Origin of the sequence: Kribbella sp. DT2, assembly GCF_049844575.1 — a bacterium.
Classification (GTDB): domain Bacteria; phylum Actinomycetota; class Actinomycetes; order Propionibacteriales; family Kribbellaceae; genus Kribbella.
Genome location: NZ_JBNCLH010000007.1, coordinates 510819 through 533676, shown reverse-complemented (window position 1 = coordinate 533676; position 22858 = coordinate 510819). Strand labels below are relative to the sequence as shown.

Below are 22858 nucleotides of genomic sequence, written 5' to 3'. Positions count from 1 at the left end.
CCGCCCACCCCGCCCCCCCCGCCCCCCCAGTCCCGCTCCTGAACCTTTGGTGTCCGCCTTTCGCTTTTATCTGCGTCAGTCGTCGAACAACGGAACAGCCGAGGGCTAGAGGCGCTGGGTCGCGTAGGTCTCGATGGCGGCACGCAGCCAGGGTGGGAGTTGAGGGTCGACGGCGGCGACCATCGCGCGCTGGTCGGCGTTCTCCACGATCAGGCGGCCGAGCTCCCGGTACGCCGTGGCGTCGGCGGGCCAGAGCGCCCGGATCGCGCGGTAGTGCTCGTCGACGAGGTCGAGAGCGCGATCGTCGCCGGGGTGGATCCCCTCGTGCAGCAGCGCCGCCATCCGCCCGAGCAGGTCGCGGTGCTGCTCGGCAGCCTGATCGTAATCGTCCTTGGCCCACTCGGCCGTGACTGCGGCAGCGGTCTCGAAGTGGGCATCGACGCCGCGTCCGTAGCGCTGACGCAGGTCCTCCTGCAGCCCGTGCCGGCCCAGCGCGAGGTCGGCGAGGAACTCGTCGTTCTGGTCGAGCTCGTCGGCCGACAGCCGGTTCACCGTCCGGTCGATCACGCCGAGGATCTCGTCCAGCTCGGCCCGGTCGGCGGCGATCCGCGCGCGATGGTCCCGCAGCTCGGCCGCCGCGCGGGCCTCGTCGGCCAACGTCGCGTCGATCGCCGGCAGCGGCATCCGGAGCCGGCGCAGCAGCAGGATGCGCTGCAGCCGGATCAGCTCGGCGCGCCCGTACCAGCGGTAGCCGTTGACCGCTGTCCGCGCCGGGGTGAGCAGGCCGATGTCGTCGTAGTGCCGCAGCGTCCGCGCCGACAGCCCCGACATCGCGGCCACCTGGCTGACCGAGTACTCCATGGTCGCCACAGTAGTGACTGGACCTTCTCGTTACGGCAACCCCTAGCGTCGAACGCATGACGAACCTGACCTTCGCCGATGTCCGGATCTTCGACGGCCGGGAGGTTGTCGGCGGCACCCACCTGCGCGTCGCCGACGGCCGGATCGATGCCATCGGCAACGCCGAGATCGCCCGGCCGGGCGACGAGATCGTGCCCGGCGGCGGCGCGACCCTGCTGCCCGGACTGATCGACGCCCACGTCCACCTGCTGCCCGGCAGCGCCCAGCTCGCCGCGACGTTCGGCGTCACCACGATCATCGACCAGTTCAGCAAGCCGGACGTCTTCCAGCCCGAACTGGCCGCGGGGGCTGACGCGGAGGCGGACGCGGGAGCCGGGGCGAGGGCTGGGGCCGGGGCCAGGGCCGGGGCCGGGGCGGGAGCCTGGGGCGGTCCCGGCGGAGGCTGGGGCGGGGGTCGGCCCGTGGCCGCGGCTGTTCGTACGGCGGGGATCGGGGCCACCGCGCCGGGTGGGCATCCGAGCATTGCCTACGCGCCTTTCCCCACCGTGAGCAGTCCGGCCGAGGCGGTGGGGTTCGTCGCGGCGCGTGTCGACGAGGGGTCGACCCACCTCAAGCTCATCTACGACGACGGTTCCGGGGCCCTGCTCGATCTGCCGTCGCTCGACGTCGCGACCATGGAGGCTCTGGTCCGCGAAGCCCGGCGGCACGGCCTCCCGGTGGTCGCCCACGTCTCCACCGCCCGCGGCGCCGTCGTCGTCGCGCAGTGCGGGGTCGACGTCCTCGCCCACATCCCCTTCGACCGAATGACCGACCAGGAGCTCACTGCCGTCGCTCGTACCGGCGTCGCCGTGATCTCCACCCTTGGTGTCATCGACGGCTTCCCCCTCGACGGCGTCATGCCCCTGCTGAACCAGCCAGAACTGGCCGCCCGCTTGTCGTTCCGCTGGCAGCGGGTCCTCAACGCCCAGGCCAACCGCTGGATGCCGCCCGAACCACCGGACGGCGCCGCCGCGCGGTACAACGCGATGGCCCTGCACGAGTCCGGCGTACGCCTGCTCGCCGGCACCGACGCACCCAACCCGGGTCTGGTCCACGGCGCCAGCCTGCACCGCGAGCTCCAGCACCTCGCCGCCGCAGGGCTTCGACCGGCCGAAGCCCTCACCGCGGCAACCACAACACCCGCGGAGGTCTTCGGACTGGACGGTCGAGGTCGCCTCGCCGTCGGCGGACGAGCCGACCTGATCCTGGTCGACGGCGACCCGACCGTCACGATCGAAGCCACCCAGGCCCTCCGTGGCACCTGGATCAACGGCCGGCCGGTCGACCCCGGCGCCTACGCGGGCAGCGAGACCGAACGCGGCGGCATCTGCTGGCTGCGTGGCACCACGGACAAGATCATCGCCGCGATCCGCGACCAGTGGCCCGGCTTCCCGTCCCCCGAGGAGGTCACCCGCGACGACGGCGAGCTGCTCGGGTACGCCGTACCGCTGGCCGGTGGTTGGCAGGCGACGACGGTGTTCGGCGCGGCACTCGGGCCGCTCACCACTCACGACGACGCCACCGAGCTCCTGCGCACCGAAGGCCTGGCAAGTCTGGCCGAGCTCTGGTGGGTCCGCACGATCGATCACCCTGACTGGCGTGAGGCCCGCCTGACCGAGGTCCAGCCCGACCGCCTCCGCCTGCACTGGGCCGACCCCATGCTCGAGCAGCCACCGACCGGCAGCTGGTACGACGTACTGGACCTGGAGGTGAAGCGCTAGGGCGTCCGGTTCTGGTCGGCGGTGGCTGCGAGGGTGCCCAGGAGTCTGACGGCTTCGGCGCTGGGTGAGCCTGGCTCGGCGTGGTAGACGACCAGCTCCTGGCCTGGCGCGGAGCGGACGTCGAAGGCCTGCATGCGCAGGCGCAGCTCGCCGACCGACGGGTGCAGGAAACGCTTGGAGTCCAGTGCCTTGCCGCGGGCATCCTGCCGCTGCCAGATCCGGCTGAACTCCTCACTGCCTGCCAGGAGCTCGCCGAGCACCGCACGAACGCGTGGGTCGTCCGGCGCCTCGCCGTGGCCCAGGCGGAAGCCGGCCACCGAGTTGGCGGCGACCGTTGACCAGTCCGCGTAGAAGGTCCGCGCCTGTGGGTCCAGGAACAGCAGCAGCATCAGGTTGCGCGAGAACGCGTACTCACCGAACAGCGCGTCGGCGATCCGGTTGCTCGCCAGTACGTCGTACGCGCGGTTGTAGACCAGCGCCGGGTTGTCCGGCCAGGCGTCCATCAGCTGCAGCAGCCCTGGATCCACCCGGTCCGTGACCGCGGCCGAGCGAGGACGCGGCGCCAGTCCGGCCAGCCGGAACAGGTGGAGGCGGCCGTCGTCGTCCAGGCGGAGTGCGACCGCCAGTGCGTCGAGCACCTGGGCCGACGGGCTGCGCTCGCGCCCCTGCTCCAGCCGGATGTAGTAGTCGACGCTCATCCCGGCCAGCATGCTGACCTCCTCGCGCCGGAGTCCGTCGACCCGGCGGAGCCCGGTCGACGGGAGCCCGGCGGACGTCGGTGAGACCAGCGCGCGTCTGCTGCGCAGGTAGTCGCCGAGCGGTGTGCTGCCCATGTCCGTCAGCTTAGGAGGCTGCTGAGGGACGTGCCTGGTACCAGTACTCCCAGGAACCCCGCGGTCTCCCGGAGCGGCCACCGGACGACCGAGCATCGCTGGTGAACACCCAGCGATCCTCAGGAGGACCCACGATGAGCACCACCCCAGAGCCGAAGGTTGTCCTGGTCACCGGCGCCAGCAGCGGCATCGGCGCGGCAGTCGCCGAGCACCTGGCAGCCCTTGGGCACCAGGTCGTCGCCGGTGCGCGCAGGACCGACCGGATCACCGAGCTGGTCGACCGCGTCCGCGCCGCGGGCGGCAGCATCACCGGACGGGCGCTCGACGTCACCGACCGGGCGGACGTCGAGGCCTTCGTCGCCGCGGCCGTCACGGCGTACGGGCAGGTCGACGTACTCGTGAACAACGCCGGCGTGATGCCGCTGTCCCGGCTGGACCGGCTGCTGGTGGACGAGTGGGACCGGATGATCGACGTCAACGTGCGCGGGCTGCTGCACGGGATCGCCGCCGCGCTGCCGGTGTTCCAGCGTCAGGGGGGTGGGCACTTCGTCACCGTCGCCTCGATCGGTGCGCACCAGGTGAGTGAGACCGCGGCGGTCTACTGCGGGACCAAGTACGCCGCCTGGGCGATCACCGAGGGCCTGCGGCTCGAAGTGGACCCGTCCATCCGGGTCACCACCGTCTCCCCCGGCGTCGTCGAGTCCGAACTGGCCGGCACCATCACCGACCCGGGCGCGCGGGAGCTGATGGAGTCGTACCGGGCGGAGTCGATCCCAGCGTCCGCTGTCGCCGAGGCGGTCGGCTACGCACTCGGGCAGCCGGCAGCGGTCGACGTCAACGAGATCGTGCTGCGCCCGACCCGCCAGCGGTGATGTGGGCGGAGGAGGTGCGGGAGGGGGCAGGCGCGAAGAGGGCGGGTCGCCAGAACTTGCCCTGCGAGCGGGTCGCCGCCCGGCACCCGGTGGTGCCCGTCAGCGGTGATGCGGCCGGTGAGGTGGCCAGTGGCTGAGGCCACTGCGGCCGGAGGATGCGCGAAGTGGGCGGCCCGGAGAAGAACTGGCCCGGAGGAGCCGACCGCCGCCCGGCACCCGGTGGTTCCCGTCAGCGGTGATGCGGCCGGTGAGGTGGCCAGTGGCTGAGGCCACTGCGGCCGGAGGACGTGCAGGAGGGGCGGCGCGGCGACCAGAGGCCGGCCGCGGCGGAAGTCGTCCTGCGGCCGGAGGTGGCGTGCGAGCGGGTTGCTCCTGCTCCGCGGAACGGCCGGGTGGCGCCTACCGGAGTGGTGGCTTGGCGGGCTTGGCTTGGGGCTGGTTGGGCAGGAGGAGCGGGAGGGGCTCGTACGGTTTCTGGCGGGCGGCGGCTCTGGACCGCTGGCGTAGTCGGTCGGAGTCGCAGACTGCGGCGGCGACCAGGAGGTGCAGGGTCATCGAGCTCAGGTCGGACAGGCCGCTCTCGTTCAGGGAGGCGACCGAGACGTAGCCGAGCAGCAGGGCTCCGCAGGCCTTCACGTACGGCGTGGGGGCGCGCAGGACCGAGACCCAGGCGACGATCATCGCGATGCCGACGATGACGACGGCGAGCAGGCCGGTCTCCCAGTAGAGGCCGAGCCAGCTGTTGTCGATCGCCATCACGTCGATGTCGCCCTCGCCGCGGCGCAGCAGGACGCGCTTGTTGCCCAGGCCGTGGCCGATGATCGCGGTCTGCAGCGAGACCTGCTCGTCGAGCACGTACTGCCAGCTGGTGGTCCGGCCGCTGAGCGAGCTGATCTGCTCGGTCCCCTGCCCGCGCAGCAACCACGTGTGCAAAGACGGCACCGCCAGGAACACCAGCCCGACCAACCCCGGTACGCCGAGCGTCAGGATCCGGCCGGCCCAGGTCTTGCGGGTCAGCAGCAGCGCGAGGATCAGACCGAACGCGACCGCCGCGGCCGCCGTCCGGGTCCGGCTGAGTGCGACCAGGACCAGGCCGACGCCGATCAGCGCGCCGGCCGGGACGAAGGACAGCTTGCGGGAGATCAGCGCGATGATCGCCAGGCCGAGCAGGATCGCGCCGACCTCACCGACCCGTGGCGGCAGCATCGGGATGATCACGCCCTGCAGGCGGAACCCGGTACCGAACGAGGACAGCGGCCGCCACGCCTGGCCCGGCGCGTAGGCGACGCTCAGGACGACGGTCGCCGCGAGCACCGCGTGCGCCCACAGGTGCGCCCGGATCAGCCGCTCGGGCACCGCGATCAGCGGCCGCCAGAGCAGGAACATCAGGACCAGGCCGATCATGAACCGGGCCAGCCGCAGCAGCGGCCCGCCCGGGTCGGCGAGCAGGAAGCCGGTGGCGGTCGCGAACAGCACGTAGACGACGTACAGGTTGGTGGACGGGCTGATCCGGGTCCGGAACCCGGGCCGGGTGGCGGCCAGCACGATCAGGAAGATCGCGCCGAGTAGCGCGCCCTTCATCAGGCTGTTGGTCGACCCGGTGGTCCCCTGCGGCGAGGCCGTCCGCGACGACCAGGGCTGGACGCCGAGCACCAGCAGGCACCACAGGACCAGCCAGAAGACCGACGGTTTCTCGTTCTCCTTGCTGTCCGTGGTGCCCGGCACCACCGGCGCCGTCAGCGTCATTCCCGCACCGTCAGCGCATCGGCAGGGTGGGTGAGGAGTCGGCCGGCTTGAAGTTCACCGGGATGCCGAGCGTCTCGTCGTGCGGCGACGCACCGATCAGGACGACGCCGAGCACCGGCGCCCCGGCGAACGCCAGCGCGGCGGTCAGCCGGCTGACGTCGGTGTCCTTGTCGTGGCCGACCTGGACGACCAGGATCGAGGCGTCGACGGCGGCGGCCAGCGGGGTGATCCCGTGCCGGCCGACCGAGGCCGGGCCGTGGATGACGACCGAGTACCCCGGGGGCAGGTCCGCGACGATGCCCGGGACCAGGGACGGGCCGACGGCCAGCGCCGTCTCGTCCTTGGTCAGACCGGGCGGCAGCACGTACAGGTCGGCGACCGTGCCCGGACGGAACAGCTTGCGGGCCCGTACGGCGCGCGTCGGCGCCGGCTCGCTGACCAGGTCGGTCAGGCCCTCGTGGTCGGTGACGTGCGACAGCACCGGCGTACCGCCGAGGTCGGCGAGCACCAGCAGCGTCTCGCGGCCGTCGCGGGAGCTGGCCTCGGCCATCGCCAGCGCGATGCCGGCCGAGTTCGGCGTCGGGGAGGCCGAGACGATCAGCAGGGCACCGGCACCGCTCGCGCCGATACCGCGCGGGTTGAGCTCGCGGCGGGCCAGCGCTCCGCTGGCTTCGGCGCCCAGCGCGGTCAGCTCGGACGGCGGCAGCTGCGGCGCGGCCCGGTGCCAGAAGCGGCGCCGGCCGATCGCCGCGGTGATCACCGGAGCACCGGAGGCACGGGCCGCCTGGTCGCGGGTGAGCACGAACGGGCTGAGGTGAGTGCTCAGCAGGGCCAGACCGAAGCCGAGCACCAGACCGAGGATCGCGCCGACCAGGATGTCGCGGCTCACGATCGGCGAGGAGGTCGCGGCGTCCTTCGTGGCCGGGGTGACCAGCTCGCTGCTCGCACCGACGCCGGACAGGGCCTTCTTCATCGCGGAGGCGTCGTCGGCGGCCTGCCGGGCCTCGGTGGCCAGTCCGACGCGCTGGTCGCGCAGCGCGGTGGCGGTCTGGGAGTCGCCGCGGGCCACGGCCTCGGAGATCTGGCTGACCAGGGTCCGCGACTGGGCGGTCGCCGTACGGGACCTGTCCTGGGCCTGGCCGGCCAGTGTGGTCAGCAGGGCCTTCGCCTCGTTGCTGCGCTGGGCCAGGTAGATCCGGGCGATCGCGTTGGCGCGCCGGACCGCCTCGTCGGCGGTCGGGCCGTCGGTGGTGATCAGGTAGGCGTTGTCGGTGACCGCCTTGACCCGGGTGACCGTGGCCAGCGACTGCACCGACTCGTCGGTGGTCGGCAGCTCCAGGGACTTGGCCACCTCGCGCAGCAGCGCCGGGCTGGACATCACCCGGGCCTGCGTCTCGGCCGGCAGGTCCATGCCCAGCGGGCCGGTCTTGTCCGCGCCGGTGGGCAGCTTGCCGACCAGGGCCGGCGGTACGGCGGGGCCGATCACCACCTGGCTGGACGCCGTCCAGCGCTCGGTCTGCGACAGCGAGAACACCGCGGCCCCGAGCACCCCCAGCAGCGCGCAGCCGAGGATCAGCCACTTGTGCCGCAGCAACGACTGCGCCGTGTCACGCCAGACAACTGTGCCCGGTTCCATCCGGTCCCCCTTCGTTCGCGGCGCCTCTAAGACCTGGACGCGCCGCTCCCCCGACCGGTTCACCACCCCGCCCCCGGAGCACACGATGAGCCGGTTTCAACACTGGTCACCAGCGGTGACCGTATCCCTGCCGCAGCACAGGATATCGGCATCACCAGTGCAGTGAAACTCGTCCGGGGTCACGGTCCGTGCAGACCCACGACGCAGAGCGGGAAGTTGAAGCCGCAATCGCTTGTAACGTTCACACAGCGTGACATTTCCTGGTAAGTGCCTCAGATTCCCCCGCAAGAGGCTGGTCAAACATCACTTTGTGTGGCCTACTCTGTTCTCGGGGGATCACCGGTACGGAATCTTTTGGTCATGTGTGGCGCCCGTCTCGGGCGCCGGTCCGAGGGGGGACACCGCAGTATGAAGAAGAGATGGCTTTTCGCGCGCCTCGGGGTGGTGGGCGTTCTGCTGGCCGGGGTGCTGGCACCGACGCCCGCGCAGAGCATCAGCGCGTCGCTCTCGGCCGAGACCAGCCCGACCTGGCAGACCAACGCCAGCGTCCAGGGCCTGGCCGTCGCGGCCGGCAAGGCGTACGCCGGCGGCCGCTTCACCAGCGTCCGCCCGCCGGGCTCGCCGCTGGGCACCAACGAGGTCGGGCAGGCCTACCTGGCCGCCTTCGACACGACCACGGGCGACCTGGTGGCCGCCTTCAACCCGGTCCTGAACGGCCAGGTGTACGCCGTCGCGGCGTCGGCCGACGGGTCCCGGATCTACGTGGGTGGCGACTTCACCCAGGTCAACGGCGTGACCCGGAACCGGATCGCCGCGTTCGACACCGCCACCGGCGCGCTGGTGACCAACTGGAAGCCCTCGGTCTCGTACCGGGTCAAGACCATCGCGGTCTCCGGCGGCACCGTGTACTTCGGCGGCTCGTTCGGCCTGGTCAACGGCGTCGAGCGGCTCCGGCTCGCGGCGGTCACCGGCGACGTCGGCACTTTGTTGCCCTGGGCACCTGCCGTGAACGGCGACGTGTACGCCGTGGACGTGTCCGACGACGGCACGAAGGCCTACGCCGGCGGCCAGTTCAGCACGGTCAACGGCACCACCCAGAACACCGTCTCGAGCCTGGACCCGGTGACCGGCGCGGTGCTGCCGTTCCCGGCCGCCTCGGCGGTCCCGCCGCCGAACGGCCAGTGCACCACGCGGGTGAAGGCGATCGACGCCAGCGGCGACAAGGTCTACTTCGGCAACGGCGGTGACGGCGGCGGCTGCTTCGACGGCACCTGGGCCGCGGACGTCCCGACCGGCGCGCTGGTCTGGAAGAACCAGTGCCTGGGCGCGACCGAGGCGGTCAAGGTCGTCAACGGCTGGCTCTACAAGGGCTCGCACGCCCACGACTGCGCCAACGGCGGCGCCGGCGGTTTCCCGCAGGGCTTCGGCTACCGGTTCCTGCTGACCGAGTCGCTGTCCGACGGCAAGCTCGGTCCCTGGTTCCCCAACACCAACGCCGGTCCGCCCACCGAGGTCGGCCCGCTGGCGTTCGCCACCGGCGGCTCGGACCTGTGGGTCGGCGGCGACTTCACCACCAGCAACGGCACCGGCCAGCAGGGCCTGACCCGGTTCACCAACACCGGTCCGGGCGCGGCTCCGGCCAAGCCGGCCAAGCTCACGCCGTACAGCGTGAAGCCCGGTCAGGTGGAGATCCACTTCCCGACCGTGGTCGACAACGACGACAGCACGCTGACCTACCGGCTGCTGAAGGGCTTCACCAACACCACGATCGCGACCTGGACCGCCACGTCGACGCCGTGGGACAAGCCGTGGCTGCACTACACCGACACCGCGGTGACCCCGGGTGAGTCGACCAACTACCGGGTCGAGGTGACCGACGGTACGACGACGCTGCGCGGCAACTACTCCGACCCGATCACGGTCGCGAGCACGCCGTCGACGGCGTACGACCAGCTGATCGCGGCCGACGGCCCGCAGGCGTACTGGCGGCTCGGCGAGGCCGCCGGCACCACCACGTCGGTGGACTCCTCCGGCCAGAGCAACAACGGCACCTACAGCGGCGTCACGCTCGGCGGCTCGGGAGCGATCCCCGGCAACACCTCGGCGACGACGACCTCGAGCGGCCGGATGGTGGGCGAGAAGGCCTACAGCCAGCCGCAGCAGTTCACCGTCGAGGCCTGGGTCAAGCAGAGCATCCTGCGCGGCGGCCGGATCGTCGGCTTCGGCAACTCCAAGACCGGTAACAGCGGTGACGGCGGCGACCGGATGCTCTACATGCGCTCCAACGGCGCGATCACGTTCGGCGTCAACGACGGCACCCGGCGGGTGCTGACCAGCGCGTCGAACAAGAACAACAGCCAGTGGCACCACGTCGTGGGCACCTACGACAACGGCGCGATGAAGCTGTACGTCGACGGCGTGTTGGCCGGCAGCCAGAGCGTCGGGCAGGCCTCCCTGTACTACGGTTGGTGGCGGGTCGGCTACGACGCCACCGGCAACTGGTCCGGCGGCGGTGCTACGCAGACCGGCCTGGCGATCGACGAGGCGGCGGTCTACCCGTACGCGCTCAGTGCCGCGCAGGTTCAGGCGCACTACGACGCACGCTGAGCGGACAGTCAGCCTGCTATAGCACAACGTCATAACGCTGGTGGGAGGCCGCCTTCCACGCTGCTTCCCACCAGCGCTAGATTTCGCGTGCTGATACAGACAGGCCCGCCCGCTTTCTGAGGACATCGATGAAGAAGTTAGTTCTGGTACTAGTCACCGCCGGGGCTGTCCTGGCCGCGGCGCTGATCCCGGCCGGTCCACCGGTGGTGGCCGCCGCGCCCGGGTTCGGCACGGCGGTCTCCGCGCTGCGGCAGAGCACCTGGCAGACCAACAAGCCGGTGAACGCGGTCGCCATCGCGGGGAACAACGTTTTCGTGGGGGGACTTTTCACCAGGGTCCGGCCGCCGGGCAAGAAGCTCGGGGAGGGCGAGGCGGTCCGCACGTACCTGGCCTCGTTCAGCCGTACCAGCGGTAACGCCTCGAGCTTCGCGCCGGTGCTGAACGGCGCGGTCTACAGCATCGCGGTGTCGCTGGACCAGAAGTGGATCGTGGTCGGTGGGGACTTCACCACGGTCAACGGCAAGACCCGCAACCGGATCGCCATGTTCAACGCGGCGACCGGCGCGCTGGCCAGTTTCGCGCCCTCGGTCGCGACCCGCGTGAAGGCGGTCGCGATCTACGGCAACAGCGTCTTCTTCGGCGGCTCCTTCGGCCGCGTCAACAACACCGTGCGCAACAAGCTGGCCGCGGTCGCGCTCAACAGCGGCGCCCTGCTGCCGTGGAACCCCGACGCCGACGGTGACGTGTACGCCGTCGACGTCGCCGACAACGGCACCAAGGTGTACGCCGGCGGCCCGTTCCGGACCGTGCACAAGCAGCACCACAACACGCTGGTCTCGCTGAACAACAGCACCGGCGACCCGATCGCGATGCCGGCCGAGGCGTGGATCCCCGAACCCACCAGCAAGTGCCTGACCCGGGTGAAGGACATCGACACCTACGGCTCGAAGGTGTTCGTCTCCAACGGCGGTGACGGCACCGGCTGCTACGACGGCATCCTGGCCGCGGACGTGGCCACCGGCAAGCTGCTGTGGCAGAGCAAGTGCCTGGGCGCGACCGAGGCGGTCAAGGCGATCGGCAACTGGCTCTACAAGGGGTCGCACGCGCACAACTGCAGCCCGGACGACCCGTCGTACTTCAAGGACGGCTCGGGCACGCACTACCTGCTCGCGCACTCCGGGGTGACCGGCAAGCTCGGCCCCTGGTTCCCGAACACCGACGCCGACCCGACCAGCACCACGAAGGTCGGACCGCTGGCGATGGCCGCGACCGGGACCGACCTGTGGGTCGGCGGTGACTTCCTGAAGGTCAACGGGGTGGGCCAGCAGGGCATCACGCGGTTCACCAACGCGATCGGCGGCGCCAAGGCACCGGCTCCGGCCGCGCCCGCGGCGAACAGCCCGGTGCCGAACAAGGTCGGCCTGTCCTTCAAGACCGTCGTCGACCCGGACAACATCACGCTGACCTACAAGATCTACCAGGGCTCCCGGCTGGTCGGGACCTGGAACCGCAACACCTACTCCTGGCAGGCCGCGCAGCTCGTGACCTACACCGACAACGGTGTGAAGAGCGGGCAGAAGGTCAACTACCGCGTCGAGGTCCTCGACGGCCGCAACGTGGTCAAGTCGGCCACCTCGGTCACGGTGCAGGTGAAGTGATGCGGGTGGGGTAACACACCGCGCCGCACAGCGCGGCGCGGACATCTCTGAGGGGGGATGTTGTTGTGAAAAGGGTGGGGATCCTTGCACTGGGTGGAGCACTGGTGGCGGCGTTGCTGTCACCGGTGCCCGCACAGGGCATCAGCGCTTCGCTGTCGGCTCTTCCGAGCGCGGCGTGGCAGACCAACGCCAGTGTCCAAGGCCTGGCGGTCGCAGCAGGCAAGGCGTACGTCGGGGGACGTTTCACCACGGTCCGGCCACCGGGGGCGGCAGCCGGCACCAACCAGACGAACCGGACCTACCTGGCCGCGTTCGACCAGGCCACGGGGGCGCTCGACACCGGGTTCAACCACACCCTGAACGGCATGGTCTGGGCGGTCGCCGCCTCCGCCGACGGGTCCCGGGTGTTCGTCGGCGGCGACTTCACGCAGGTCGACGGCCAGACCCGCAACCGGATCGCCGCGTTCGACACGGCGACGGGTGCACTGGTGAGCAACTGGAAGCCGTCGGTGTCCTACCGGGTCAAGGCCCTCGCGGTCTCCGGCAGCACGGTCTACCTGGGCGGCTCGTTCGGCCTGGTCAACAACGTCGCCCGGCCGCGCCTGGCGGCCGTGACGACCAGTACGGCGACGCTGCTGCCCTGGGCGCCGCAGGCCGACAACGACACCTACGCGATCGACGTCGCCGACGACGGCTCGAAGGTGTACGTCGGTGGCACCTTCGCGACGATGAACGGCGTCGCGCGCTGGGCCGTGGCCAGCCTGGACCCGGTGACCGGGGCGCTGCAGCCGTTCCCGGCGGCGTCCGCCGTACCGGACCCTGCGCCGGGCTGCACGTCGCGGGTCAAGGACATCGAGACCGCGGGCGACCGGGTCTACTTCGCCAACGCCGGCGACGGTGGTGGCTGCTTCGACGGCACCTGGGCCGCAGACGTTGCCAGCGGCAACCTGTTGTGGAAGAACAACTGTCTCGGCGCGACCGAGGCGATCACCTACGTGAGCGGCTGGCTGTACAAAGGCTCGCACGCGCACGACTGCAGCTACCAGGGCGGCAGCGGGTTCCCGCAGGGCGCCGGGCGCTTCCTGCTCACCCAGAACGTCGACACCGGCGAGCTCGGGCCCTGGTTCCCGAACACCAACACCGGTACGCCGACAGCGGTCGGCCCCCTGGTCTCCGCGACCGGCGGCACCGACCTGTGGGTCGGTGGCGACTTCACCACGGTGAACGGCTCCGGCCAGCAGGGTCTGGCCCGGTTCACCAGCGCCGGACCGGGCGCGGCTCCGGCCAAGCCCGCCAAGGTGGTCCCGGTCAGCTACAAGGCCGGCCAGGTCAAGGTGAACTTCCAGACCGTCCTCGACAACGACGACATCGGGCTGACCTACCGGGTGCTGCGCAGCTTCAGCAACACGACGGTGGCGACCTCCACGGCCGAGTCGCGGTTCTGGAACCGGCCGTGGCTGTCCTTCACCGACACCGGGCTGACGCCGGGCTCGTCCCAGGTCTACCGGATCGAAGTGACCGACGGGAACAGCACGCTGCGGGGTGACTACTCGCTGCCGGTCACCGTGGCCAGCGTGGACGCGCCGTACGACCAGCAGGTGCTGGCGGACGGGCCCACGGCGTACTGGCGGCTCGGTGAGCCCAACGGCACGGCCAACGCCACCGACTCGTCCAGCCAGAACAACACCGGCCCGTACGACGGCGTCAGCCTCGGTGCGACCGGTGTGCTGACCAGCGGCGGCAACACCGCCGGTGACTTCGGTGCCAACAGCCGGCTGATCGGTCAGACGGTCGCCAGCCAGCCGCAGAACTTCAGCGTCGAGGCCTGGTACAAGACCACCTCGGGCAGCGGCGGCAAGATCGTTGGCTTCGGCAACAGCCCGAACGGGACCAGCAGCCAGTACGACCGGCACTTGTACCTGCAGAACAACGGCGTCGTCACGTTCGGCGTCTACGACGGCTCCACCCGGGTGATCAACTCGGCGGCCGCCACGAACGACGGCCAGTGGCACCACGTGGTCGGCACGTTCGCGCCGGGCGAGATGAAGTTCTACCTGGACGGCGTGCTCCAGGGGACGCAGACTGTAGCCAATGCCGAGCCGTACACGGGCTACTGGCGGATCGGCGCCGACAACCTGAACGCCTGGCCCAACCAGCCGTCCAACGCGGGGATCAACGGCACGGTCGACGAGGTGGCGGTCTACCCGACGGCACTCACCGGCGACCAGGTCCAGACACACTTCGACGCTCGGTAGCACGTCCACAGCCTGGTGGGCCCCCGTCGCGGGCCCACCAGGTTCCAGCGGATCCGGTGGGGGGTCACCGGCCGCGTCAACGGGTGGTACGGCGGTTCTGCCGCCGTACTTGGTGCCGGGGTGGGGCCCGGCTGTTCCAGGGGGCATTTGATGAGACTCAGAAGAACGACCTGCGCACTGGCCGCGGCCGGTCTCGCGCTGGCGGTCGTGCCCGCGCTGCCGGCACCGGGTACGGGCGCATCACTGACCGCCGTGGCCAACTCGGCCTGGCAGACCGACGCGAGCGTGCTCGGTCTGGCGGTGGCCGGAGGCAAGGCGTACGTCGGTGGCCGGTTCACGCAGGTCCGGCCGCCGGGTGCGGCAGCGGGCACCAACCAGACCGGCCGGACCTACCTGGCGGCCTTCAACCAGACGACCGGTGCGCTCGACACCGGCTTCAACCACAGCCTGAACGGCATCGTCTGGTCGATCGTCGCGTCGGCCGACGGGTCGCGGGTCTACGTCGGCGGTGACTTCACGCGGGTCGACGGGCAGGTCCGCAACCGGGTCGCCGCCTTCGACACCGCGACCGGGGCGCTGGTCGCGAACATCCGGCCGTCGGTCTCGTACCGGGTGAAGACGCTCGCGATCGGCGGCAGCTCGCTGTACTTCGGGGGCTCGTTCGGCCTGGTGAACAACGTGACCCGGAACCGCGCGGCGGCGATCAGCACCGTCGACGGCAGCCTGCTCCCGTGGAACCCGAACGCGAACGCCGACGTGTACGCGATCGACGCGGCCGACGACAACTCCAAGGTCTACCTGGGCGGCACGTTCTCCCAGGTCGGCGGCACCAACCGGTGGGCCGTGGCCGCGGTCAACAACTCGACGGGCGCGATGGTTCCGTTCGCGGCCGCCTCGGCGATGCCGAACCCGAACGGGTCCTGCACGTCCCGGGTCAAGGACATCGAGACCGTCGGCAACCGGGTCTACTTCGCGGCCGCCGGTGACGGCGGCGGGTGCTTCGACGGGACCTGGGCGGCCGACGTACCGACCGGGAACCTGGTCTGGAAGAACACCTGCCTCGGGGCCACCGAGGCGGTCACGGTCGTCAACGGCTGGCTCTTCAAGGGGTCGCACGCGCACAGCTGCCCCGGGGCGTTCTCCGACGGCACCGGCGCGCACTTCCTGCTGCTGCAGAACCCGGCCAACGGCGCGCTCGGTCCGTGGTTCCCGAACACGAACGCCGGTCCCCCGACCCAGGTGGGCCCGCTCGTCTCGGCGACCGGAGGCAGCGACCTGTGGGTCGGCGGCGACTTCACCAAGGTGAACGGCGCCAACCAGCAGGGGCTCACCCGCTTCACGAACATCGGTCCCGGCGCGGCGCCGCTCGGTCCGGTGCTGCCGACGCTGTCCAGCACGACGCGGGGACAGGTGCGGGCGAGCGTGCAGACCTCGCTGGACAACGACGACACCACGCTGACCTACCGCCTGCTCCGCAGCGGCAGCAACACGGTCGTCGCCACCACCACGGCGAGCTCCACGTTCTGGAGCCGTCCCAGCATCACCCTGACCGACACCACGGCGCCGTCGGGGACCTCGCAGATGTACCGGATCGAGGTCTTCGACGGGAACCACCAGGTCCGCGGCGGATTCGCCACTGTCACCGTCCGCTGACCGGGGGTGGGGCCTGGAGCATCCCTGAGTGCTCCGGGCCCCGCGCTCCTGCCTGCTGAGGTGTTGCCGGTGGTCGGGGTGAGCCGACCCGGTCGAGCCGGCCCTGGTGGGCCGACCCGGTTGACCAGCCCGGTCGAGCCAGCCCGGTTGAGCCGGCCCGGCAGGTTCCGGTCGGGGCTGCTGGGAAGACCTTCCTGCTTCCTAGGCTGTGCGGATGACCTCTCGTCTGCGCGGCCTGGCTCTGCTGCTGGTGCTTCCGGTGCTGGCTGCCTGCTCCTCCGGCTCCGGCGAGACCTCCGCTCCCCCGCCGGCCTCCCCGTCGACCGGCGCCACACCGTCGGCGACTCCGGCCAGTACGCCGCCGAAGGCCACCGGGGTGCACGTCACCAAGGCTCAGCTCGCGGCCGCTGAGCCGTGCGGGTTCGTGGACACGCGACTGCTGTCGACGTACGGCAAGGCGACGGTCACCCCGCAGCGTGGGTTCGTCGGCTGCGACTTCTCCGCGGCGGGGAAGAACGCCAACGACCTGAGCGGGGTCGTGGAGCTGGAGATCGGGCTGAGTGGGACCAAGCCCGGCGAGCCGCCGCAGACGGCGCGGACGATCGACGGCGTCGCCGTGTACGCCCAGTGGACCTCCGACCGGGACCTGTGCCTGCGGGACATCGTCGCGATGCCTGGCGCGGTGCTCTCCGTCTACGCCTCCTGGAGCACACCTCCGGCCGGTGATCCGTGCGCCGGGGCGGACGCGATCACCCGCTCGGTCGTCCGGGCGCTGGCCGAGGGCAGGACCAAGCCGGCGAACTGGCCTGCCTCGTCGCTGGCACAGCGGGACGCCTGCAAGCTGCTCACCGCGGCTGAGGCGGCGCGGGTGCCGGGGAGCGACCGGAGCAAGCACCCGGCGTTCGCTGGGCACGGCTGCACGTGGGGTGGGGAGGACGTGAAGCTGCCGAGCGTGTACGTGTCGCTCAGCCGCGAGGAGCCGCCGTCGAGTGGTCCGGCGGTCACGCTGGAGGGGCGCCGGGCCCGGCTCGACCCGAAGCCGCGCGACGAGTACGCGAACCTGATCGGCCCGTCGCTGCCCAACTGCTCCGCCGCGGTGAACTACCAGCCGCTCCGCCCGGCCCACGGCAACTGGGTGGAGACCCTCACGGTGGTAGTCGCCGCCGACACCGACAACTCCACCAGCCTGTGCAACCTGGCCAAGGACTTCGCCCGCGCGGCACTCCGCCGCGTGCCGGCCGCCTGAGCCCCAGGCGGAGGGCGCCTGGCCCGTGGACGCCGCGGAGGCGGGCGGTAGGTCCCGGCGAGGCGCCTGGCCGGTCGGCCCCGGCGGCCAAGGCCGGCCCAGGCGAGCTCCTGCTGATCAGTGGTCAGGCGTGGAGAGCCCAGCATCAGCAGGTGCTTCTGCCGCCGTACGGGCTGCTGTGCGGTGGGCTACCAGGGCTCTGTGGGCCTCGTGCCACCACAGGAGCAGGGTGCAGAACGCCGCTGACGCCAGGCCCCACGCGGCGCCTTGGGCACCACCCAGGGTCGCGCCGGTGACTCCTGCGGCGATCAGGATGACCGAGGAGATCAGCCGCACCCGCAGACCGCGTCCGGCTGCCGCCAGCGCGCGCATGATCGCGAAGGCGCCCGCGTTGGACGCCCCCAGCGCCTGCAGCAGGATCACCGGCACCATCACCGCGCTCGCCTCGGCCCACACACCAGGGCCCAGCAGCGCCCGGCCGATGGACTCCGGGAGCAGCAGGAAGATCGCGCCCCACGCCAGCGCCCCCGCACCGACCCCGAACGAGATGACCAGCCCGACCCGCCAGAGCCGGCGGTGCGAGTGCTTCAGCGCCCGAGCAGCCTCCGGTACGGCGACCGCCCGGATCCCCTGGTTGAGCACGTTGACCGGCCCGAGCAGCACCTGCGCACCACGGATCCCGGAGACGGCCGCGATCCCGGCGGCCGCGGTGATGCCGAGCATGTAGACCTGGATCGTGCCGCTGACCGCGAGCATCTCCCCGACGTACTTGGGGGTGAGGTCCCGGTTCTCCCTCAGCCAGTGCTTGACCAGCCGGAACCGCGGCAGCAGACCGGTCTGGAACCGCCCGAACACCGCGGCGATCACCGCCCCGAGCCCCCAGCACAGCGTCAGCGAGAACGCCGTCGCCGTGCCGGTCAGGTAGAGCCCCGCGAACAGCACCCCCATCGAGCCCAGCCAGACGGCGTCGTTGAAGAACGCCCGCCGCCCGTCCCCGACGACGAAGAACGCCCACCGCCACGCGTCCTGCAGCAGCAGGCCGGGCATCGTCACCGCGAACGCGATCAGCACCCCGTGCGACGGTACGCCGGGCACCGCCGCGATGATCAGCCCGACGAGCATCGCGACCAGCCCCGCGAGCAGGGCGGTCGCCGTACCGGACCGGACGGCCTTCTCCCAGGCCGGTGTGCGGTCCCCGGAGTGCCGGACGGCCAGCGGCTCGGTCGCGACCGCGCGGGAGACGTTCAGCGCGATCGTGTAGCCGCCGAAGGCGAGCGCGTAGACACCGAAGTCGGCGACGCTGCTGCTGCGGGCGACGAGCACGCCGACGGCCAGGTTGCTGAGGCTGGACAGACCCTGGTCCGCCAGTCCCCAGCCGGCCCGGCCGGCCGGCCCGGCGAGTTTGCTGAGCTTCGGAAGTTTCAAGAAACCGGCTTCGGAGGCTGTCGCAGGATGCCCACGGCGAACCGCGGGATGCCCAGTACGTACCGCCGCCACAGCCGGCGCGGCTCCTTGTACAGCCGGTAGCTCCACTCCAGCCCGGACTTCTGCATCCAGACCGGCGCCCGGTCCAGCCGCCCGGTGTGGAAGTCGAACGCCGCCCCGACGCCGATCAGGATCGCCGCGTCCAGCCGGTCGCGGTGCTCGGCCATCCAGCGCTCCTGCTTCGGCGCGCCCAGCCCGACCCAGATGATGTCCGGCCCGGCCGCGTTGACCTTGTCCACGATCGCCGCATCCTCCTCGGCCGACAGCGTCCGGTACGGCGGGGAGTAGACGCCGGCCACCACCAGCGAGGGGTGCCGGGCGACGAAGTTGTCCCGCAGTTGCTCGGCGACGCCGTCGGCTCCGCCGTAGAAGTACTGCGACCAGCCGCGCTGAGCCGCCTCGGCCATCACCCGCTCGATCAGGTCGGGCCCGCAGACCCGCGCCATCCGATCGAAGCCGGCCTTCTTGCCGGCCCAGACCAGCGGCATCCCGTCGGCCAGCGTCAGGCCGGACGTGTTGTACACCTCGGTGAGCTCGGCGTCGGCCCGGGCGTGCAGCAGCGCGTTCATGTCGGACACGCAGACCAGGTGCCGCTCGCCGCCGTCGATCCACCGGCCGAACGTGTCGACGGTGCCGTCCATGTCCGTGACGCTGACGTGGATCCCGAGCACGTCGACCCGTTCGCCGGTCATCGCTCAGTCCTCTGCGGTCAGTGCGGCCAGATCGGCGTCGACCATGATCCGGACCAGCTCGGGCACGTGGACCTGCGCCTTCCAGCCCAGCTCGACCTGCGCCTTGGAGGCGTCACCGATCAGCGAGTCGACCTCGGTCGGCCGCTCGTAGCGCGCGTCGTAGTCGACGAACTCCTCCCAGTCCAGCCCGACGTGCTGGAAGGCCAGCTGGACGAAGTCCTTCACCGAGTACGACGTACCGGTGGCGACCACGTAGTCGGCCGGCTTGTCGTGCTGCAGCATCCGCCACATGCCCTCGACGTACTCCGGCGCGTAGCCCCAGTCGCGGCACGCGTCCAGGTTGCCCAGGTACAGCCGCTTCTCCTGGCCGGTCTTGATCCGCGCCACCGCCCGGGTGATCTTGCGCGTCACGAACGTCTCGCCACGCCGCGGGCTCTCGTGGTTGAACAGGATCCCGTTGACCGCGAACAGGTCGTAGGCCTCGCGGTAGTTCCGGGTCATCCAGTACCCGTACAGCTTCGCGGCGCCGTACGGCGAACGCGGGTAGAACGGGGTGTGCTCGTTCTGCGGCGGCGGTGTCGCGCCGAACATCTCCGACGAGCTCGCCTGGTAGAACCGGCAGTCCAGCCCGATCATCCGGATCGCCTCGAGCAGCCGGGTGGTGCCCATCCCGGTCGTGTCACCGGTGTACTCCGGCTCGTCGAAGCTGACCCGGACGTGGCTCTGCGCGGCCAGGTGGTACACCTCGTCGGGCTGGATCGACGCCAGCAACGTGACGAGCCGCGAGCCGTCGGTCAGGTCGCCGTAGTGCAGGAACAGGCGCTTGTCCTGCGCGTGCGGGTCCTCGTACAGGTGGTCGATCCGGTGCGTGTTGAACGTGCTGGCCCGGCGGATCAGGCCGTGGACCTCGTAGCCCTTGCCCAGCAGCAGCTCGGCCAGGTACGAGCCGTCCTGCCCGGTGATGCCGGTGATCAGTGCCTTCTTCACAGTGCCCCCCACTGTCTTCGCAGACCCATCCGTCATGAGCCCTGTCCCCTCACGGTGTCGAGGTACCAGGAGTAGACACTCGCGACGCCCTCCTCGAGACCGATCCCCGGCTTCCAGCCCAGGGCGGCCAGCTTGCTCACGTCGAGCAGCTTGCGTGGTGTGCCGTCCGGTTTCGACGGGTCGGTGCCGATCGCACCGGTGTAGCCCACGGCCCGCGCGACGATCCCGGCCAGCTCGCGGATCGTCACGTCGGTGCCGACGCCGACGTTGATCGTCTCCGGCTCGTCGTAGTGCTCGAGCAGGTGCAGGCAGGCGTCGGCCAGGTCGTCCACGTGCAGGAACTCCCGGCGGGGCGTTCCCGTCCCCCACAGGACGACCTCGGGCGCGCCCGAGGTCGCCGCGTCGTGGAACCGCCGGATCAGCGCGGGCAGCACGTGCGAGCTGGTCAGGTCGAAGTTGTCGTTCGGCCCGTACAGGTTGGTCGGCATCGCCGAGATCCAGCGCAGCCCGTATTGCCTTCGGACGGCCTGGACCTGCAGGAGGCCGGCGATCTTGGCGATCGCGTACGCGTCGTTGGTCGGCTCGAGCTCGCCGGTCAGCAGGCTGGACTCGCGGATCGGCTGCTCGGCGAACTTCGGGTAGATGCACGACGAGCCGAGGAACAGCAGCCGCGGCACCCGGACCTCGAGCGCCGCATCCATCACGTTGACCTGGATCCGCAGGTTGTCGCTGAGGAACTCCGTCGGGTGGTCGCGGTTGGCCAGGATGCCGCCGACCCGGGCGGCCGCGTCGATCACGACGTCCGGGCGGTGCTCGGCGAAGAACGCGAACGTCGCGTCGCGGTCGCGCAGGTCGAGCTCCTTCGACGTGGCGCCGACCAGGTCGGTGAACCCGGCCACCTCGAGCCGGCGCCACAGCGCCGACCCGACCAGGCCACGGTGCCCGGCGATGTAGACCTTCGCGGTCCGGTCGATCTGGTCCACCTGGTCGTTCTCCCCCATCAGTACGCTCCGGACCCGCGGATCACCGCACGGGCCGTCTTCCACAGGATCAGCAGGTCCAGCGTCATCGACCAGTTGTCGACGTACCGCAGGTCCAGGACGACCGACTCCTCCCACGACAGGTCGCTGCGGCCGCTGACCTGCCACAGGCCGGTCAGGCCGGGCTTGACCAGCATCCGCCGGGTGTCGTCGGCGGCGTACTGGGCGACCTCGCGCGGCAGCGGCGGCCGCGGACCGACCAGCGACATCTCACCCCGTACGACGTTCAGCAGCTGCGGCAGCTCGTCCAGCGAGAAGCGGCGCAGGATCCGGCCCAGGCTCGTCACCCGCGGGTCGTTGCGCATCTTGAACAGCACCGTGTTGCCGTCGCTGAGCGCGTGCAGGTCGCCCAGCCGCTGCTCGGCGTCGACGTACATGCTGCGGAACTTGAGCATCTTGAACTCTTCGCCACCGCGGCCGACCCGGGACTGCTTGAACAGCACCGCGCCCCGGCTGCTCAGCTTGACGGCCAGCGCCAGCCCGAGCAGCACCGGCGCGGCCACGGTCAGCAGGATCAGCGCCAGCACCCGGTCGAAGACGCCCTTCAGCAGGTGCGGGCCACCGCTCACGGACGGACGCTCCAGGTGCAGCAGGGACAGGCCGGCCACCGGGCGGACCGAGATCCGCGGTCCGGCGACCTCGATGATGCCCGGCGACACGATCAGCTCGACGCCGCGCTGCTCCAGCGCCCAGGACAGGCGGCGCAGCGACTGGCCGGCCAGGTCCGGGTCGGAGGCGACCGCGACGACGTCGACCGCGTGCCGGTCGACGGCCGCCATGATGTCGGCCTCGTCCAGCTCGTCCGGGCCGACCAGGCCCTCGACGGCGGGCCGGCCGTCACCGCGCGGGCGGCAGGTGGCCACCACGCGGAAGCCGTCCGACGGACGCTTCTCCAGGTGCTCGCTCAGGTGCGCGGCCTGGCCGTTGCGGCCGACGACCAGCACGCGGCGCATGCAGCGGCCGCGGTACCGGTGCCGGCTCAGGTCGCGGCGCAGGCCGTACCGCAGCAGCAGCGCCAGGACGACGGTCGCCGGGATCGCCAGCACGACGAAGCCGCGGGCGATCTCGCTCTTGGTCGCGTACGACGCGATCGCGACCACCGCGGTCAGCCCGGCACCGGACCGCAGGATCGAGCGGAACTCGTCCGGCCCGGCGCCGAAGTACCGGGTCTCGTAACCGCGCGACAGCGCGACCGCGGCCACCCACGCCAGCGGCAGCAGGCTGCCGAAGACCAGGTAACCGCCACCGACCTGGTAGCCGAACCTGGTCAGCAGGGCGATCGACACACCGATCACCGCGGCCAGCAGGTCGCCACCGAGCGCGGCCCAGCGGTAGACGGCGACCCACTGCGGCTCGGTCGACCGCGCGGATCGAGGAACGATGGCAGGGACCGAGTCCGGGACCACCCAGACCGGCCTTCGACGGTCGAACAGCTCAGGCTGCACGACTTTCGTGGTCACGCTTGCTGAACCACTCGAACCCGTTTCGGACACGACTTCCCCCATGACGGCACGATCCGTCACCCTC

Annotated in this window: 16 protein-coding genes; 7 read left to right on the top strand and 9 right to left on the bottom strand. The window is 71.1% G+C overall.

Translation table 11 applies throughout. The features are described from left to right. Positions 1-105: 105 nt before the first annotated feature. Positions 106-861: a MerR family transcriptional regulator gene (locus tag ACLQ2O_RS29935; protein WP_425837799.1), complete on the bottom strand. Its 756-nt coding sequence runs from the start codon at positions 859-861 to the stop codon at positions 106-108. A 56-nt stretch (positions 862-917) separates the two neighbouring features. On the opposite strand from ACLQ2O_RS29935, the gene ACLQ2O_RS29930 reads away from it, so the two are divergent. Beyond that, complete coding sequence (locus tag ACLQ2O_RS29930) at positions 918-2621, top strand: amidohydrolase family protein (RefSeq protein ID WP_425837796.1); 1704 nt, start codon at positions 918-920, stop codon at positions 2619-2621. Here the strand turns inward: ACLQ2O_RS29930 and ACLQ2O_RS29925 are convergent. Further along, entirely contained in the window at positions 2618-3454 is an 837-nt protein-coding gene (locus tag ACLQ2O_RS29925) for a helix-turn-helix domain-containing protein (protein WP_425837793.1), read from the bottom strand. The genes ACLQ2O_RS29930 and ACLQ2O_RS29925 overlap by 4 nt on opposite strands. Before the next feature lie 134 nt (positions 3455-3588). On the opposite strand from ACLQ2O_RS29925, the gene ACLQ2O_RS29920 reads away from it, so the two are divergent. After that, a complete protein-coding gene (locus ACLQ2O_RS29920) occupies positions 3589-4326 on the top strand; it encodes an SDR family oxidoreductase (RefSeq protein WP_425837791.1) in 738 nt (245 codons plus the stop codon). Between the two features lie 399 nt (positions 4327-4725). Here ACLQ2O_RS29920 and ACLQ2O_RS29915 read toward each other — a convergent pair whose 3' ends face one another. Further along, positions 4726-6072 carry an O-antigen ligase family protein gene (locus tag ACLQ2O_RS29915; RefSeq protein ID WP_425837788.1) on the bottom strand — a complete coding sequence of 449 codons (1347 nt, stop codon included), beginning with the start codon at positions 6070-6072 and terminating at the stop codon, positions 4726-4728. 10 nt (positions 6073-6082) lie between these two features. Beyond that, positions 6083-7708, bottom strand: a complete 1626-nt coding sequence (locus tag ACLQ2O_RS29910; protein WP_425837786.1) for a Wzz/FepE/Etk N-terminal domain-containing protein — start codon at positions 7706-7708, stop codon at positions 6083-6085. 408 nt (positions 7709-8116) lie between these two features. Here ACLQ2O_RS29910 and ACLQ2O_RS29905 point away from each other — a divergent pair, with 408 nt between their 5' ends. From ACLQ2O_RS29905 to ACLQ2O_RS29885, 5 genes are all read left to right on the top strand, one after another. Next, positions 8117-10315 carry a LamG-like jellyroll fold domain-containing protein gene (locus ACLQ2O_RS29905; RefSeq protein WP_425837783.1) on the top strand — a complete coding sequence of 733 codons (2199 nt, stop codon included), beginning with the start codon at positions 8117-8119 and terminating at the stop codon, positions 10313-10315. 128 nt (positions 10316-10443) lie between these two features. Then, the gene (locus ACLQ2O_RS29900; RefSeq protein ID WP_425837780.1) at positions 10444-11973 is read left to right on the top strand and encodes a fibronectin type III domain-containing protein; all 1530 of its coding nucleotides are present in this window, start codon (positions 10444-10446) and stop codon (positions 11971-11973) included. A 74-nt stretch (positions 11974-12047) separates the two neighbouring features. After that, positions 12048-14228: a LamG-like jellyroll fold domain-containing protein gene (locus ACLQ2O_RS29895; protein ID WP_425837777.1), complete on the top strand. Its 2181-nt coding sequence runs from the start codon at positions 12048-12050 to the stop codon at positions 14226-14228. 150 nt (positions 14229-14378) lie between these two features. Further along, positions 14379-15881, top strand: coding sequence for a fibronectin type III domain-containing protein (locus ACLQ2O_RS29890; RefSeq protein ID WP_425837774.1), 1503 nt, complete (start codon positions 14379-14381; stop codon positions 15879-15881). A gap of 214 nt (positions 15882-16095) precedes the next feature. Further along, a complete protein-coding gene (locus ACLQ2O_RS29885; RefSeq protein ID WP_425837772.1) occupies positions 16096-17127 on the top strand; it encodes a DUF3558 family protein in 1032 nt (343 codons plus the stop codon). Between the two features lie 117 nt (positions 17128-17244). On the opposite strand, the gene ACLQ2O_RS29880 is transcribed toward ACLQ2O_RS29885, so the two are convergent. The 5 genes from ACLQ2O_RS29880 to ACLQ2O_RS29860 are packed head-to-tail and all read right to left on the bottom strand — an operon-like array spanning position 17245 to position 22791. Next, positions 17245-18552 (bottom strand): hypothetical protein, encoded by a 1308-nt coding sequence (locus tag ACLQ2O_RS29880; RefSeq protein WP_425837770.1) that lies wholly within the window; start codon positions 18550-18552, stop codon positions 17245-17247. Further along, the gene (locus ACLQ2O_RS29875; RefSeq protein WP_425837767.1) at positions 18549-19304 is read right to left on the bottom strand and encodes a WecB/TagA/CpsF family glycosyltransferase; all 756 of its coding nucleotides are present in this window, start codon (positions 19302-19304) and stop codon (positions 18549-18551) included. Before ACLQ2O_RS29875 ends, ACLQ2O_RS29880 begins: the two co-directional genes overlap by 4 nt. A 3-nt stretch (positions 19305-19307) precedes the next feature. Beyond that, positions 19308-20291: a GDP-mannose 4,6-dehydratase gene (gene gmd, locus ACLQ2O_RS29870; protein ID WP_425837765.1), complete on the bottom strand. Its 984-nt coding sequence runs from the start codon at positions 20289-20291 to the stop codon at positions 19308-19310. Positions 20292-20323: 32 nt separating this feature from the next. Continuing rightward, positions 20324-21292 carry a GDP-L-fucose synthase family protein gene (locus ACLQ2O_RS29865; RefSeq protein WP_425837762.1) on the bottom strand — a complete coding sequence of 323 codons (969 nt, stop codon included), beginning with the start codon at positions 21290-21292 and terminating at the stop codon, positions 20324-20326. Continuing rightward, complete coding sequence (locus ACLQ2O_RS29860; protein WP_425837760.1) at positions 21292-22791, bottom strand: sugar transferase; 1500 nt, start codon at positions 22789-22791, stop codon at positions 21292-21294. Before ACLQ2O_RS29860 ends, ACLQ2O_RS29865 begins: the two co-directional genes overlap by 1 nt. Between the last annotated feature and the right edge of the window lie 67 nt (positions 22792-22858).